Source organism: Nocardia sp. 852002-51101_SCH5132738 (assembly GCF_001665695.1).
Lineage (GTDB): Bacteria > Actinomycetota > Actinomycetes > Mycobacteriales > Mycobacteriaceae > Nocardia > Nocardia nova.
The window spans coordinates 90,363-105,236 of the sequence record NZ_LZML01000105.1 but is presented as its reverse complement, the minus strand read 5'-3'; the positions used below and the strand labels follow the sequence as shown (position 1 = coordinate 105,236).

General features: G+C 67.8%; 15 protein-coding genes. 7 read left to right on the top strand and 8 right to left on the bottom strand.

Going from position 1 to position 14,874, the window contains the following annotated elements:
- Positions 1-241: 241 nt before the first annotated feature.
- Entirely contained in the window at positions 242-997 is a 756-nt protein-coding gene (locus A5789_RS15370) for an HNH endonuclease family protein (RefSeq protein ID WP_064903500.1), read from the top strand.
- 35 nt (positions 998-1,032) lie between these two features.
- Positions 1,033-1,257, top strand: a complete 225-nt coding sequence (locus tag A5789_RS15365; protein ID WP_082857040.1) for a hypothetical protein — start codon at positions 1,033-1,035, stop codon at positions 1,255-1,257.
- A 49-nt stretch (positions 1,258-1,306) separates the two neighbouring features.
- Here the strand turns inward: A5789_RS15365 and A5789_RS15360 are convergent, their stop codons facing one another.
- Together A5789_RS15360 and A5789_RS15355 are read right to left on the bottom strand one after the other, a co-directional pair.
- Complete coding sequence (locus A5789_RS15360; protein ID WP_030514373.1) at positions 1,307-1,747, bottom strand: SRPBCC domain-containing protein; 441 nt, start codon at positions 1,745-1,747, stop codon at positions 1,307-1,309.
- 49 nt (positions 1,748-1,796) lie between these two features.
- Positions 1,797-2,381: a TetR/AcrR family transcriptional regulator gene (locus A5789_RS15355; RefSeq protein WP_063014853.1), complete on the bottom strand. Its 585-nt coding sequence runs from the start codon at positions 2,379-2,381 to the stop codon at positions 1,797-1,799.
- A gap of 39 nt (positions 2,382-2,420) precedes the next feature.
- Between A5789_RS15355 and A5789_RS15350 the strand changes: the two genes are divergently transcribed.
- From A5789_RS15350 to mtnC, 4 genes are all read left to right on the top strand, one after another.
- Positions 2,421-3,665, top strand: coding sequence for a KasA/KasB family beta-ketoacyl-ACP synthase (locus A5789_RS15350; RefSeq protein ID WP_064903502.1), 1,245 nt, complete (start codon positions 2,421-2,423; stop codon positions 3,663-3,665).
- A gap of 634 nt (positions 3,666-4,299) precedes the next feature.
- Entirely contained in the window at positions 4,300-6,012 is a 1,713-nt protein-coding gene (locus A5789_RS15345; protein ID WP_064903504.1) for a bifunctional S-methyl-5-thioribose-1-phosphate isomerase/methylthioribulose 1-phosphate dehydratase, read from the top strand.
- Entirely contained in the window at positions 6,009-6,581 is a 573-nt protein-coding gene (locus A5789_RS15340) for an acireductone dioxygenase (protein ID WP_063014800.1), read from the top strand. The genes A5789_RS15345 and A5789_RS15340 overlap by 4 nt, the downstream gene beginning before the upstream one ends.
- A complete protein-coding gene (gene mtnC / locus A5789_RS15335) occupies positions 6,578-7,309 on the top strand; it encodes an acireductone synthase (protein ID WP_064903505.1) in 732 nt (243 codons plus the stop codon). The genes A5789_RS15340 and mtnC overlap by 4 nt, the downstream gene beginning before the upstream one ends.
- Positions 7,310-7,339: 30 nt before the next feature.
- Here mtnC and A5789_RS15330 read toward each other — a convergent pair whose 3' ends face one another.
- The 5 genes from A5789_RS15330 to A5789_RS15310 form a co-directional block, all read right to left on the bottom strand.
- Complete coding sequence (locus A5789_RS15330; RefSeq protein ID WP_030514367.1) at positions 7,340-7,921, bottom strand: ATP/GTP-binding protein; 582 nt, start codon at positions 7,919-7,921, stop codon at positions 7,340-7,342.
- A 6-nt stretch (positions 7,922-7,927) separates the two neighbouring features.
- A complete protein-coding gene (locus A5789_RS15325; RefSeq protein ID WP_030514366.1) occupies positions 7,928-8,311 on the bottom strand; it encodes a DUF742 domain-containing protein in 384 nt (127 codons plus the stop codon).
- Positions 8,308-8,733 carry a roadblock/LC7 domain-containing protein gene (locus A5789_RS15320; protein WP_030514365.1) on the bottom strand — a complete coding sequence of 142 codons (426 nt, stop codon included), beginning with the start codon at positions 8,731-8,733 and terminating at the stop codon, positions 8,308-8,310. The genes A5789_RS15325 and A5789_RS15320 overlap by 4 nt, the downstream gene beginning before the upstream one ends.
- Positions 8,711-11,155: a sensor histidine kinase gene (locus tag A5789_RS15315; protein ID WP_064903507.1), complete on the bottom strand. Its 2,445-nt coding sequence runs from the start codon at positions 11,153-11,155 to the stop codon at positions 8,711-8,713. Before A5789_RS15315 ends, A5789_RS15320 begins: the two co-directional genes overlap by 23 nt.
- A gap of 215 nt (positions 11,156-11,370) precedes the next feature.
- Positions 11,371-12,597 carry an MFS transporter gene (locus A5789_RS15310; protein WP_064903509.1) on the bottom strand — a complete coding sequence of 409 codons (1,227 nt, stop codon included), beginning with the start codon at positions 12,595-12,597 and terminating at the stop codon, positions 11,371-11,373.
- A gap of 243 nt (positions 12,598-12,840) precedes the next feature.
- On the opposite strand from A5789_RS15310, the gene A5789_RS15305 reads away from it, so the two are divergent.
- Positions 12,841-14,394, top strand: a complete 1,554-nt coding sequence (locus tag A5789_RS15305) for a succinic semialdehyde dehydrogenase (RefSeq protein WP_064903510.1) — start codon at positions 12,841-12,843, stop codon at positions 14,392-14,394.
- Between the two features lie 50 nt (positions 14,395-14,444).
- Here the strand turns inward: A5789_RS15305 and A5789_RS15300 are convergent, their stop codons facing one another.
- Positions 14,445-14,780 carry a hypothetical protein gene (locus tag A5789_RS15300; RefSeq protein WP_051755615.1) on the bottom strand — a complete coding sequence of 112 codons (336 nt, stop codon included), beginning with the start codon at positions 14,778-14,780 and terminating at the stop codon, positions 14,445-14,447.
- Positions 14,781-14,874: the final 94 nt, after the last annotated feature.

Sequence of the window (14,874 nt, the reverse complement as noted above, 5' to 3'; positions counted from 1 at the left end):
TACGGAAGCAACTGGTGCACTTGCGGTTTGCCGGTGCCGGTTGACACTCTGTATGCGCGATGAGAAGTACATATGGTGAACGGCACGAATGCGGCCGGCAAGTTGATCAGAACCCCACCGTCCGGAAGTTTGCTCGGATTGCGCTCGAAGGCACCGCTTTCCGGCCCCGGGCATTCCGCGGCCCCCGGTGCGCGACCGGCGACACGATCGGGGCGCGGTGGTGAAGATATCCTCTCCCGGTATGCGCCGGTTGGCCGCGATCGTGGCGCCCGTCCTCCTCGCCGTCGTGCTGGCCGTGGTGTACAGCTTCATCGACGACACCGGCAAGAAGAACGATCCGAAACCCGATTCCGCTGCCGCCGCGACCTTTTCCGGTAAAGAAGTCAACGCCCTGCTGGGCAAACTCGTGGTCGCACCGGAAGCGCCGATGACCGGGTACAGCCGCGAACAATTCCCGCATTGGGATCAGAACACTCCCGAACACGGATTCGGCGACAAATACGCCCAGTACGCCAAATGCACCACCCGCGATGTGATGATGCTGCGCGATGCCACCGGATCGGTGACCCTCGACGCCGCGACCTGCAAACTGACTCTCGGCAAGGACGGCGGCTGGCGCGACCGCTACGGCGTACTCGACGCCAAGACCGGAAAACTCAAGCCCTACAAATGGATCACCGACCCCGCCGGAGTCGACGCCGAACATATCGTCCCGCTGGCCGAGGCCTGGCGTTCCGGCGCGCAATCCGCCGATACCGATACGCGCCGCAATATCGCCAACGACGCGATCAATCTGGTCGCCTCCGACCCGTCGGCCAACCGGTCCAAGGGTGACCAGGATGCGGCGAATTATCTGCCACCCGGCGTGTTCCGGTGCGAGTACGTTCAGCGCTACATTCGCATCAAGGTAAAATACGGTTTGACCATCGACACGGCGGAACAGACCGCATTGCGCACCGCGGTCGACGACTGCCTCCACCGAGGAGAGTTCACATAGGCGACATCATCGAAATCACCGGGAAGGCCGCCGTCATGACCGACGAGGAAGGGACGGTGTCCGGCGAACTCGATGTCACCGTCGACGAGCAGGGCAGGGGACTGGTTCGCTATCGGGATACCGAAACCTGGTATCACATCGGCAATCTCGATGGCGAACCCGCCCGCACCTGGACCGACGTCGCCGAACTCGTCAGCGCGATCGACGCCGGTCGCGGCAACCGTGACGCCGCGGGCAACACGATCCCGTTCGAGGCCTGAGCGCCCGGCCCCAGAAGTCGACCGTCCGCGACGCTGCGCGCATCGATGCTCAGCGCAGCGATTCCGCGCGCTGCTTGACCGCCGCGGTCATGCCGCCGAATCCGGAATGCAGCGCCTTGCCGAGCGCCAGCGTCACAACCGGCCCCAGCAAGCCGCCCAGTTCGAAATGCGACCGGTACCGGGTACGCCCGTTGTCGAGCGGCGTCACGGTGTGCGAGCGCAGGCTGTGCAGGATGCCCAGCGGTACCGGCTTCATGCTGTAGCTGAATTCGGTTCCGGGGGTGTGGGTTCGGACGTATTCGACCTGCTTGCGCGGCTTCGGCGAACCCAGCCGCACATGCATCTCGATCGGGTCGCCGGGTTCGAGCGTGCTGCGGCATTCGGCGACGAACGGATTCCATTCACCGTAGCTGCCCAGGTCGGTCAGCACCTTCCACACCACCTCGGCGGGTGCGTCGATCTCCACGGTGTCATCGATCACGAAAGCCATGGCGGCAACAATACTGAAACTTGTTCCATCAGCGATACCGCGGGCCCGCTCATCGACCGGCACCGGGTTCGGGCAATGTGAGCGATTGGGTGATCAGCAACCGCGCCGCGCGTGACACGCGGGCGGTGTCACCGGTGACGAACCGATCCTGCAGCAACCCGCGCACACCCGAAACGAGCAGAGTGGCGGTCGATTCCGGATCGGCGACGGTGGGGTCGAAGCTTCTCAGCACATCGGTGAGCGCGGTAACCAGCACGTGCACGGCGTCCTCACCGTAGGAACGGAACGGGCTGCCGGGCACCGCGGCCACCCCCATCACCTGCAACAGCACGCGCGTGCTGGACACCCATTCGGTCGTGATGTTGACGCTGAACGATTCGATGAGGCGGCGGCGCAGGGCCGGCAGATCGGGAACGTCGGCGAACATGCCCGCGATATCGGGGCGCTGGGTCTCGAGCGCCGCGATCAGCATCTGCTCCTTGGTCCCGAAATAGTGGATCAACATGCGCGAGCTGGTTCCGAGATATTCCGCCAGCGGACGCAGCGACAGTTCGGTCAACCCGTATTCGCCGATATAGGCGATCACCCCGGCGAGCAGCTCCGCGCGCCGGGCCTGGTCGAGTGGTCGAGGCACATGTTGACTGTAGCGGTCGCTACGGGTATTCATATCCGCATGAGTGTAACGACTGCTACACAAACGTCGCGGAACGTCGTCGTCACCGCCATGGCCGCCACCACCTGCCTCGGCCCCGACCTCGACAGCACCTGGTCGGCACTGCTGGCAGGCAAGAGCGGGATCGGCCCGCTCACCGACGAGTTCGTGACGCGGTACGACCTGCCCGTGCGGATCGGCGGGCGGCTGACCGAACATCCGGGCGCTCACCTGACCCGCATCGAACAGCGCCGGCACTCCTATGTGCAGCAGCTGGCGCTGGTACTGGGCCGCCAGGTCTGGTCGGAGGCGGGGACACCGGAGGTCGACGCCGAACGCCTGGCGGTGTCCGTCGGCACCGGACTCGGCGGCGGCGATGCCTTTCTCACGGCGGTCGACGCGATGCGCGAGGGCGGATATCGCAAGGTGCCGCCGCTGACGGTTCCGATGGTGATGCCGAACGGGCCGGCCGCCCGGGTGGGGCTCGAATTCGGCGCGAAGGCAGGCGTTTACGCGCCGACCTCGGCGTGTTCGTCGGGTGCCGAAGCGATCGCGCACGCGTGGCGGCTGATTCGCACGGGGGAGGCCGACGTGGTGATCGCCGGTGGCGTGGAGGGATATATCGAAGCGATCCCGATCGCCAGCTTCGCCATGATGCGGGCGATGAGTACCCGCAACGACGAACCCGGCCTGGCCTCACGGCCGTTCGACCGCGATCGCGACGGGTTCGTCTTCGGAGAGGCGGGGGCGCTGCTGGTTCTGGAATCGGAGGAGTTCGCCCGGGCCCGCGGGGCCACCGTGCACGGCCGAATTCTCGGCGCGGGAATCACTTCCGACGGCTACCACATCACCGGCACCGACCCCGACGGCGCCGGCGCGGCCCGGGCGATGCGCAAGGCCATCGCCACCGCGGAGCTGACCGCTGCCGATATCGACCACATCGACGCGCACGCCACCTCGACACCGATCGGTGACGCCTCGGAGGCCAATGCCATTGCGGCCGTGGCCGAGCACGCCTCGGTGTACGCGCCGAAATCCGCGCTCGGCCATTCCATCGGTGCGGTGGGTGCGCTCGAGGCCATCCTCACCCTGTGCACACTGCGCGACCAGACCGTGCCTCCCACACTGAATTTCGACAATCCGGACCCCGGCGTGGAACTCGACATCGTGCACGGGATCGCTCGTCCACAGCGAATCTCACAGGCGTTGAGCAATTCCTTCGGCTTCGGAGGACACAACGTCACACTCGCATTCGGACGCGCTTGAGGTCTTGGAACCGCGGCAGCTCCGGCGATGTGGAACAACCGCTGTTCACGCTTGTCCACCGATTGTTGTGGATGACACGCCGACTGTGGAAAACTGCTCCGGAACTGCGGTAACGGCACGACATTTCGCCCATACAGCGACGGAAAACCCTGACCGGCAGTGTCTTCGAGCGAGTTCGGCGAACGGATGGTTCGGGCCCGGTCGGCCGTGATGCCGCCGACTGCTTCACCATGGGCCGACGAGTGCGCCCGGCGAGATCGGCGTGCCGACAGCACTGGGTCGCAACGCCGGCGCGTACCGCCGAGGTGTCCCGCAGACGTCGTCACTGCGGTCCGCGCCGGGCGGTTGCCGACGCCGTCACTGCGGTGCGCACCGACGGGTACAGACGGCCACTCGCTGCACGCACATGCCGGATCGCGACGGTTCGCGACGAGCGCCACAGCGGAGTCGGACCTCCTGCCGCCGTGCACGCGGTGCACGTTTGCACACACTGCCGTTGTCGGGAGTGCTCACGACCGCCGCCGGCAGCCAGGGGATCGGATCCGGGCGAGGGTAAACCTGGTGCGGGCCGATGGCCTCTGATTCGCTACCGTTTGAGGGGTAGCAGGGTCGAGTGGTGAGGGTTGTGCGCGGAATGGGTGAAAGTTCGATCACGTGGGTCGACGGTGCCGTGGTGACGATCGATCAGCGCGCGCTGCCGCACGAGGTGCGCACGCTGCGGCTGACGACGGTCGACCAGGTGATCGACGCGATCGCGACCCTGGCCGTGCGCGGCGCCCCCGCGATCGGCGTGACCGGCGCCTTCGGAGTCGCCCTCGCCGCGCTCGCCCATCCCGGCGATCCCGAACAGGTCCGAGCCGAGGCCGTCCGGATCGAGGCCGCCCGGCCCACCGCGGTGAATCTGTCCTGGGGCGTGCGACGAGCCCTGGCGAAATTCGACGACGGCGGCGCGGCGGAAGTGCTCGCCGAGGCGCAAGCACTGCTCGCCGAAGACGGCCGGGTCAACCGGGCCGCCGCCGAACACGCCGCCGACCTGGTGCAACGGCTGTGCCCGGACCGTCCCCTGCGGATGCTCACCCACTGCAACACCGGCCGCCTGGCCACCACCGCGTTCGGCACGGCGATCGGGGCGCTGCGGGTGCTGCACGCGCGCGGCGTGATCGACAGCGTCCTGGTCGACGAAACCCGCCCGCTGCTGCAGGGCGCGCGCCTGACCACCTGGGAACTGGCCGAGGCCGGCATTCCGCATCGGCTCACGGTCGACTCCGCCGCCGCTTGGGCGATGGCGACCGGGCAGGTGGACTGCGTGATCGTCGGAGCGGACCGCATCACCGCCGACGGCTCGGTGGCCAACAAGATCGGCACATACGGACTGGCACTGGCCGCTCGCCATCATGGCATCCCGTTCATCGTGGTGGCCCCCGAATCCACGCGCGACGCGGCGACCGCGACCGGCGCCGGCATCGTCGTCGAACAGCGCGGGTCGGCCGAGATCACCCACGTCGGTGACTACGCGGCCGCCCCCGAGGGCACCGCGGTCTTCAACCCGGCCTTCGACGTCACACCGCCCGAACTGGTGACGGCCGTGGTCACCGAGAACGGCCTGATCGACGAGGCGAATCCGCTTGCGGCGCAGGCGATCGTGCCCCCCGATCCCCGCGCCGCCGATTCCGGTGCCCAGGACCCCGCCGATTCGCCGAACGCCGCCGCGATCGCGACCCTGGCGCGCGACCTCTACGCCCGCGGCTGGATGCCGGGCACCGCCGGCAACATCTCCGTCCGTGACGGCGCTTCCGGCGTGGCATCGAATACGGCCCCGGATTCCACCGCGGTTGTCACCGGCAGCGGCCTGTCCAAAGGCGAGTTGACCGCCGCGGATATGGTCCGGGTGCGGATCGAGAACTCCGAACCGATCGCCGGAGACCGCCGTCCCTCCGCGGAGACCGCGATCCACACCGCGATCTACCGCACGACCGAGGCCGCGGCGGTGGTGCACGTACATTCACCGCGGGCGACCGCGGCCTCCGTCGGCGCCCCGAACCCGATGCGGTTCACCGGTTTCGAACTGATCAAGGGTCTGCGCTCCGGCGACACCATCGACATTCCGGTATTTCCCAACCACGCCGACGTGTCGCTGATCGGCGCGGAGATCGACCGGTATTTGCGCGCACATCCGGCGGCCCCGCCGGTGCTGTTCATCGCCGGGCACGGCATCACCGCTTGGGGCGCCGATCTCGCGCAGGCCCGCGACCGCGCGGAATGCCTGGAAGCCCTGTGCGAACTGGTGTCGCTCACCGGGCGCCGCGACATCTCCACCGACCGCATTCTCGAGGAGCAACCGCAATGACCCTGTTGCATATCGCGGCCGACACCGATCCGGCCGACGTGCGCCTGCACACCACCGACCCGGACCGCATCGCGGCCGAGCTCGCCACGCGCGGAATCGTTTTCGACCGCTGGCCCGCTCAGGCCGTGACCGCCGACATCGCGTCCGAGGAGATCCTCGGCCACTACCGGGATCGGATCGGCGATCTCAACGCCGACGGCCGCTACCGCCACATCGATCTGGCCCGGTTGCATCCCGACGACAGCGATCCGCAGTGGCCCGAGCAGGCCCGCGCGGCGCGGCAGAAGTTCCTGTCCGAGCATCGCCACGCCGAGGACGAGGTGCGCTTCTTCGTCTCCGGTCGCGGCTGCTTCTATCTGCACCTGGAACCGGAGGTGGTCGCGGTGGTCTGCGAGGGCGGTGATCTGGTGTCGGTGCCCGCGGGGACGCGACACTGGTTCGATATGGGAACCCGGCCGGACTTCGTGGCGATCCGGTTCTTCGAAGAGGCCGACGGCTGGATCGGCGATTTCACCGGCGATCCCATCGCACAGGGCTTTCCGACGCTGGACGAGCTCGTCGCCGCATGAGCGACGAGCATCGAGACGACAACCGGGCACGGCCGATCCGGGCGGTCGTCGTGGATATCGAGGGCACCACCAGCCCCACCAGCTCGGTCCGCGAAGATCTGTACGGCTACACCCGCCGCCGACTGCCGCAGTGGCTGGCGGAGGACTCCGACGGCACCGCGAAGACCGTGATCGAGCAGACCCGTGACCTGGCCGGGCGGCCCGACGCCCGTCTCGACGAGATCGCCGGCATCTTGTGCGGCTGGCTCGATTCCGACGTCAAGGCGGCGCCGCTGAAGACCGCGCAGGGGGTGATCTGCGCACGGGGATTCCGGGAGGGCGCCCTGTTCGGCGAGTTCTTCCCCGACGCACCCGTGGCGCTGCGTGCCTGGCACGGCGCCGGACTCACCCTGTGGGTGTATTCGTCGGGTTCGGTACGCAATCAACAGGATTGGTTCGCGTATGCGCGCGGGGGCGAGCTGGCGTCGCTGATCAGCGGCTGGTTCGACCTGGCCAATGCCGGGCCGAAGCGCGAGGAGCAGTCCTATCGCCGCATCGCGGCGGCGATCGGCGTGCCGGCGGGGGAGATCTTGTTCCTGTCCGACCATCCCGACGAGTTGGATGCCGCGGTGGCCGCGGGCTGGCAAGCGGTCGGCGTCACCCGTGCCGGGGAGCCGAATGCGCCGCGGCCGCCGCATCGGTGGATCGGCAGCTTCGCCGAGCTGGATCCGGTCGCGGCCGCCCGCTGAGCGGCCGCGCCGATCCGACGCTCGGAACGCTCAGGCCACCGAGCTGGTGGCTCGCGCGATGAGATGTTCGACCAGCGTCATCAGCACCGTCTTGCAGGAGCTGCGGTCGCGCGCATCGCAGAGCACCACGGGAATGTGGGCGTCGAGATCGAGCGCGTCGCGCACCTCCTCGGTGGTGTAGACCGGGGCGTTGTCGAAGCAGTTCACCGCGACCGCGAACGAGAGTCCGCGCCGTTCGAAGAAATCGATGGCGGCGAAGGAGTTCTCGAGCCGGCGGGTATCGGCGATGACCACCGCGCCGAGAGCGCCGCGCGCCAATTCGTCCCACAGGAACCAGAATCTGTCCTGGCCGGGCGTACCGAACAGGTACAGCACCAGGTTCTGGTCGATGGTGATGCGACCGAAGTCCAGCGCCACGGTGGTGGTGGTCTTGCCCTCCACGCCCGACAGATCGTCGATGCCGGTGGACAATTCGGTGATCAATTCCTCGGTGCGCAGCGGAGTGATCTCGCTGATCGAGGACACCATGGTGGTCTTCCCGACGCCGAAACCGCCGGCTACGAGGATTTTGACCGAGGCAGCCAGGTCGGCCGAGGACGAAATATCAGGCACGGTGTTCTACAGCTTTCGGATTCCATCGAGTACTGCTCGCAAAATGTTCAGTTCGCCGGTCCCGCCGGTATCGGTGTCGGTCCGGGCGGGGGCCCGGAAATTCAGCAAACCCTCGCCGATGAGATCACCGACGAGGATCTTGGTCACCGCCAACGGTAGCTTGAGTCTCGCCGAGACTTCGGCCACCGATTGCGGAGTCCGGCACAGCCGAACGATTTCCGCGTATTCGGGTTCGACGCGCCGCAGCGGCGGACCCGGTGACACGGTCACCACCAGGGTGAGCATGTCCAGATCGTGTCCCGCCCCCATGGTGCGGCCCCGCGTCACGGCGTACGGTCGGACCAGAGGGCCGGCCGCATCGTCGAACCACGGTTGACCGAAGCGCGTCATGACAATCTATGCTCCACGTGCTCGGCCAGACCGTTACGCGGATCGGTGGACAGGTAACCACCGACTCGCTGCACGGTCAGATTCATTTCGTAGGCCACCATACCCAGATTCGCGTTCTCGTTGGCCTGCAATGCGATACATGCGTTGTCACCGGCCGCGGTGACGAACAGTACCGCACGGTCGAGTTCGATGACGGCCTGGCGTACGCCGCCCCCGTCGAACCGGTTTCCGGCGCTGCGCGCCAGCCCGTACAGCGTGGCCGACATGGCGCCGAAGTGTTCGGCGTCCTCGCGGCTCATCGACGTGGATCGGCCCAGCAGCAGCCCGTCGGTGGAATGCACCACCGCGTAGCGCACCCCGGCCAGGCGATCGACCAGATCGTCGAGCAGCCAGTTCAGATCACCTGCGTTGGAAGAAGTCACCTTCGCCTTCCTGTTCGTCCGGGGTGGGGCCGGGCTGCGATCGCCGCCCCTGCCTGGTTCCGTTCTCGATGGCGGACATCAGGTCTCGTGCCTGTTCCGCCGAGCGCGGCCGCTGCGGGGACGCAGCGTCGGGTTGGGGGTCGTGCGCCAATTCCGGTGCCAGACTGGCCTGTCGGCGACGGCGGGGCAACGGTGGGCGAGCATCGCTGCCAGTGTAGGACGGGCGCTGCGGACTGCGACGGGCCGGTTGGTCGGTGGGCGTCGCGGGCAGCTCGTGGCGCGGCGGAGCCTCGCGCCGGGCCGGGGTGTCGGCCCAGCTCCGGTCGTCGGTGCGTGGCGCGCTGTCGGTGCGCGGGTAATCGGACCAGGCCTGCGGTTGCGGCGGCGACAGGGTCGCCAGCGACGTTGCGGCCGAGGTCGTTTCGGCCGCGGGGATGGCCGGCATCTCACCGGTCATCGCGGGCTCGGGACGGCGGCCGGCGAAGCGTTCGGGCAGATGGTCGGCCAGCGGCGCATCGGCGGCGACGACGGCGGTCGGCACCAGCACGATGGCACGGATGCCGCCGTAGTCGGATTCCGACAGCCGCACCGTGATGCCGTGGCGAGCACCCAGCTGGGCGACCACGAACAGGCCCAGGCGCGAATTGGCCGACAGTGTGGCCACACCGAAATCCGGTGGGTTGCGCAGCATCTCGTTGGCGCGTTCGAGTTCGTCGGCGGGCATGCCCATGCCCTGATCGCTGATCTCGATCGCCACGCCCTTGCCGACCACGTTGCTGCTCACCTCGACCCGCGATTGCGGCGGGGAGAAGGAGGTGGCGTTGTCGACCAGCTCGGCGAGCAGGTGGATGAGGTCGGCGACCACGTCGCCGACGATGAACACCTGCGGCATCCGATGCGCGCGAACCCGCGCGTAGTCGAGGGTTTCACCGATCGCACTGCGTACCAGCTCGACCAGCGGCACCGGGCGCCGCCACTGCCTGCCGGGTTCACCGCCGCCGAGGATGATCAGATTCTCGGCGTTGCGGCGTTCGCGAGTGGCCAGGTGGTCGAGCCGGAAGAAGGTCTCGAGCAGCGCCGGATCCTCCTGGCGCTGTTCGGCTTCGTCGAGAATCTCGAGCTGGCGGTGCACCACGATCTGGCTGCGGTGCGCGATGTTGAGGAATACCGCGCGCACGCCCTCACGAGTGCGCGCCTCGGTGACCGCGGCGGCGACGGCCGCGGTGTGGGCGCGGTTGAACGCGTTGGCCACCGAACCGATCTCGTCGTGACCGAAGTCCAGCCGGGCCGCCTCGATCTCGGGATCGACGTTCTCGCCCTCGCTCAGGCGGCGCATCGTTTCGGGCAGGCGAACCTCGGCCAGCGCGAGGGTTTCGGTGCGCAGCCGCTTGAGCCGCCCGATCAACCGGTTGGCCAGCCACAGCGAGAGCAGGAAGGCGATGATCGCGATCGCCAGCACGCCGGCGCCGGCCCACAGCGAGTTGGTCGCGGTGCGGTCGCCGTCGTCGACGGCGGTCTGGTTGGCATGGTCGTTCTGATACTGCCAGGCGGCGAGCAGCTGGTCGCCGAGTTGTTCGGCCGAGGTGCGCCAATCGGCGAAACTCATCGGCGGCGGCGGTAATTCGCCGTTCTTGCTGGGCGTCGGCGGATGGATGAGGTAGTCCTCCATCGCGGCCAGCTGCTGCCAGGCCGGGGAGGCGATGACGGTCTTGATCTTGTCCGCCGGGGGCCCGGTGAGATCCGCGGCGAGCTGGGGGAGTTCGGTGCGGTAGTAGCCGACCAGGTTGCGGTAGTCGTCGCGCATCTGCCCGGCCAGGATCTGGCCGTTGAGTTCGGCCGCGGTCAGGGCGGCGCTGCGCGACATGCCCTCCATCGCGTGCAGCGTGCGCAGACCGCCGGCGAGCTGCTGGGCGACCGCGGCGTCGGGCGCGGTCGGGATGGTGAGATTGGTGCCGACGACGACGGCATCCAGAATGCGGTTGTAGATGGCGTAGGTTTCGGGAATCGGCAGCGCGCCCGCGTCGATCCCGCCGCGAATGGCCGGAAGTTGCTTCTTGAGGGTTTCGAATCCGCCGGTGTCGTCACCCATCGGATTCGAACCGCTGGTCATCAGTTTGTTCTCGGTGGCGGCCAGGGCCTGTAGGGCGTTGTCCACTCGCGTGCGCGCCGCGCCGAGAGCGGCGGGGTCGCCGTGCTCACCGGCCAGATGCCACAGCGACAGCATCCGTTCCTGTTCGACCGCGGCGATCATCTCGCGAGTGTGCACATTGGCATTGCCCAGGATCGATGCCCAGTCCTTGGCGTGTTGCCCCTCCCGTACCAGATAACCCGCTGTGCCCACACCGATTCCGAGCAATGTCAAGCTCGGAATCACGGCGATGGCCAGGATGCGGGTTCGGATACCGAGCCTCGCTCTCAACATCGGCACAACATAACGGGCGATGTTTCAAACTTCAGGGCGGATGCCACTGAGCGAGACCTATATTGACTTTTGCGGCCCGGTATGAGTTTGCAGTTCAGGGGCGGATTATCAAGTGTGGCGAAGATGACCGCCGTCGAGACATTGTGGCAAGTCACACGTTTGAACAGTGTTAGGTATATCTGCGCTCGAATACCGCTGTGAGTCAGCGCGTTCTGTCACCGGCCCGCCGCTGGGCGGCGGCGGGCGGCGAGGGCGGACAGGACGACCACGGCCGCGCACTCGACCACGACGACGGTGGCGATCAATGCCGAATACGATGTGTCGGAGAGGAATCCGGTGATCGCGCCGCCGGCGGCGGTGGCGGCGCCGAGGACGGCGGCGTAGATGCCGTAGGCGGTGGCGCGGCGATCGGCCGGAACCAGATCGGCCACCACGGCGCGCAGCGTGGATTCCTGTACACCGACCGTCGCACCCCACAGCAGTGCACCCGCCAGCACAGCGCCCATGTCACCCGCGAAACCGAAGACCGGCACCAGCGCCGTCGAAACCGGCAGGACGAGTAGCGTTTTCGCGCCCACGCGGTCGTACAGCCAGCCGGAGGCCAGCGCGGCCACGGCGTCGGCTCCCATGGCCGCGGCATAGACCACCGGCACCGTGGCCGCCGTGAACACCCCGGCCGCCACCATGTGCAGTGACAGCACGCCGTAGGTGGTGGCGCCGAGCATCGAGACGGCGGTGAACAGGCAATACAGCCAGAACCGGCGCGGTAGCGGAACTCTCGAGCTTCCGGGCCGAGGCGCCGCGGCGGCGGGTTCGTATCGTGCCGGATCGGGAACACGGATTCGGATGCGTACCAACAACAGCAGCGTCGCCGCACCGGGGATCGCCAGCATGGTGAGGGCGGGAGTGAAATCGTCGCCGGTCGCGGCCAGAACCGCCGCGACGGTCAGCGGCCCGGCGACCGCGCCGACCTGATCGAGCGCCTCGTGCACCGCGAAGCCGCGACCGCGGCCGGTGACCGTGGTGGCATGCGAGAGCAACGTGTCCTTGGCCGGACTTCGCACCGCCTTGCCGACCCGTTCGGCGATCACCAACGCGGCCGCCACCCACAGCACCCCCGCGAGGCCCAGGAGCGGGACGCTGACCACGGTGAGCACATAGCCGGAGATGGTCCACGCCCAGAACCGCCGCGTCCGGTCGGTCAGCGGGCCCGAGACCAGGCGCAGCACCAGCGCGGCCGCCTCACCCACTCCGGTCACCACGCCCACGACGAATCCGGAGGCACCCAACGAGCCCAGGAGCGGCCCGGTGATCGACCGCGCCCCTTCGTACACGAAATCCGCCAGCAAGCTGACAATTCCGAACCGGACCACGAAACCCCAGGCCCCCAGCGGCGGGGCCGGGTCCCGCCTGGGCCGCGCATCGGCTCGCCGAGCCGCCATGATCCGCCTCCGGTCGTCGCCGATCCGCCCGCCGCCCCGATCGGATCCATGATCGCATCGGTATGCGGCCGGGGCAGGGAAAACGCCCCGCCGGAGCGCCCCGGTGTGACGCATGTGCCGCGCGGTGGCCCACCCCGCCGAAAGTCCGGGACAATATCCGTCCCAGGGCGGAGATATGCCCGAGCAGCGCGCGGTAGATTATGTGTATCGGAGGGTTACATTACTCACAAGTAGGAGGCGACGATGCCCGTGCCGGAAGCTGCGGTGTTCGAGCGTCTGCGGGCGTTCGCGTCCGTCGACGGTTCCCGTGAACACGCGAACAAGACCATCGCCGAGACGTTCACCGGGCAGCCGCTGGGCGAGGTGCCGGTGGGTACCGCCGATGATGTGAGCGCCGCGTTCACCCGCGCCCGCGCCGCGCAGGCGGAATGGGCGAAACGCACGCCCAAGGAACGGGCGGCGGTGCTGGAACGCTTCCGCGAACTGATCATCAGCGAGCGCGAATACCTGATGGACGTGATCCAGGCCGAAACCGGCAAGGCCCGGTGGGCGGCGCAGGAAGAAATTCTGGGCATGATGTTCGCGGCCCGCTACTTCTCGCGCGTCGCGCCGAAATTGCTGGCACCGCATTCGGTGCCCGGTGCGTTCCCGGTGCTCAACCGCGCGCAGGTACGCACCCAGCCCAAGGGTGTGGTCGGCGTCATCGCGCCGTGGAACTATCCGATGGTGCTGTCGATCGGCGATTCGATCCCGGCGTTACTGGCCGGCAACGCGGTCGTGGTCAAACCAGACAGCCAGACACCGTACTCGTCGCTGGCCAGCGTGGAGTTGCTGCTGCGCGCGGGTCTGCCCCGCGATGTGCTGCAGGTGATTCCGGGCCCGGGCGGCGTGGTCGGCACCGCGATCGTCGACCGGTGCGACTACCTGATGTTCACCGGCTCCTCGGCCACCGGGCGCGAACTGGCCCAGCAGTGCGGCAAGCGGCTGATCGGATTCTCCGCCGAGCTCGGCGGTAAGAACCCGATGATCGTGGCCCGCGGCGCGAATCTGGACAAGGTCGCCAAGGCGGCCGTGCGTGCCTGCTTCTCCAACGCCGGCCAGCTGTGCATCTCGATCGAGCGGATCTACGTCGAGGAGTCGATCGCGGCGCAGTTCAGCGAGAAGTTCGTCAAGGCGGTCGGCGCCGCGAAACTCGGTGCGGCCTACGACTTCTCGACCGATATCGGCAGCCTGATCTCACCGGCGCAGCTCGAGACCGTCACCAAGCATGTCGCCGATGCCACGTCCAAGGGCGCCGAAATTCTCGCCGGCGGCAACGCGCGCCCCGATCTGGGGCCGCTGTTCTTCGAGCCGACCGTCCTGAGCAAGGTCACCGACGAGATGGAATGCGGCCGCAACGAGACCTTCGGCCCGCTGGTCTCGATCTATCCGGTCGCCGATGTCGAGGAGGCGATCGCCCGCGCCAACGACACCGAATACGGGCTCAACGCCAGCGTATGGGCGAGCAGCGCGTCCGCGGGGCAGGCCATCGCGGCCCGGCTGCGCACCGGAACCGTCTGTGTCGACGAAGGTTACGCACCGGCGTGGGGGAGCACCGGCGCACCGATGGGAGGTATGGGCATCTCCGGTGTCGGTCGGCGCCACGGCCCCGACGGCTTGCTGAAGTTCACCGAACCGCAGACGGTGGTCGTCACCCGCGGAATGAATCTGGATGCGCCGCTGGGGATTCCGCAGTCGAAGTGGCAGGCGTTGCTGATGACGCTCGCGCGCAGCTTCCGCTACCTGCCGGGACGCTGAGCGACACCGGGTCGGTCACCGGGGGCTCCGGTGACCGACCCGGCGCGCACCTACTGGTTGAAGAAGATTCCGGTCAGATTCGCGTTCTTGATCGGTGTGTCGGCGTTGCGCTGGTTGGCGCACAGGAAGTCCACCGCCGCCATGGTGGCGTCGACCTGGGTGCCGGCGGGCTCGTGATCGTTGTTCGTCTGCTGTTTCACGAATTTGGTGATCGTGACCCGCTTGGTGTCGGCGTCCTGTTTGACGTAGTCGCTGCACGGGGTGTCGCCACCCTTGTTGATCGCGCGCTGCACGTCCGAGCATCCACTCAGCAGGCCCGCGGTCACCGCGGCCGCTGCGATGGTGCCGAACAGCGCGGCGATGCTGCGATGGGCCCTGGGTGTCATCTGGTCTCCTCGTCGAGGCCGCGTGCCGGGCCGATCCCGGCAATTCGACCGCAAGCCTAAGCGTTCACCGGCCGAATACCCCGTCGTATCCGGC

Coding starts and splice junctions, on each gene's coding strand:
- mtnC (WP_064903505.1), top strand. CDS start 6,578: ATGAGCGACGAGCATCGAGACGACAACCGGGCACGGCCGATCCGGGCG.
- A5789_RS15365 (WP_082857040.1), top strand. CDS start 1,033: ATGACCGACGAGGAAGGGACGGTGTCCGGCGAACTCGATGTCACCGTC.
- A5789_RS15370 (WP_064903500.1), top strand. CDS start 242: ATGCGCCGGTTGGCCGCGATCGTGGCGCCCGTCCTCCTCGCCGTCGTG.
- A5789_RS15305 (WP_064903510.1), top strand. CDS start 12,841: ATGCCCGTGCCGGAAGCTGCGGTGTTCGAGCGTCTGCGGGCGTTCGCG.
- A5789_RS15300 (WP_051755615.1), bottom strand. CDS start 14,780: ATGACACCCAGGGCCCATCGCAGCATCGCCGCGCTGTTCGGCACCATC.
- A5789_RS15345 (WP_064903504.1), top strand. CDS start 4,300: ATGGGTGAAAGTTCGATCACGTGGGTCGACGGTGCCGTGGTGACGATC.
- A5789_RS15340 (WP_063014800.1), top strand. CDS start 6,009: ATGACCCTGTTGCATATCGCGGCCGACACCGATCCGGCCGACGTGCGC.
- A5789_RS15350 (WP_064903502.1), top strand. CDS start 2,421: ATGAGTGTAACGACTGCTACACAAACGTCGCGGAACGTCGTCGTCACC.
- A5789_RS15315 (WP_064903507.1), bottom strand. CDS start 11,155: ATGTTGAGAGCGAGGCTCGGTATCCGAACCCGCATCCTGGCCATCGCC.
- A5789_RS15360 (WP_030514373.1), bottom strand. CDS start 1,747: ATGGCTTTCGTGATCGATGACACCGTGGAGATCGACGCACCCGCCGAG.
- A5789_RS15310 (WP_064903509.1), bottom strand. CDS start 12,597: ATGGCGGCTCGGCGAGCCGATGCGCGGCCCAGGCGGGACCCGGCCCCG.
- A5789_RS15325 (WP_030514366.1), bottom strand. CDS start 8,311: ATGACGCGCTTCGGTCAACCGTGGTTCGACGATGCGGCCGGCCCTCTG.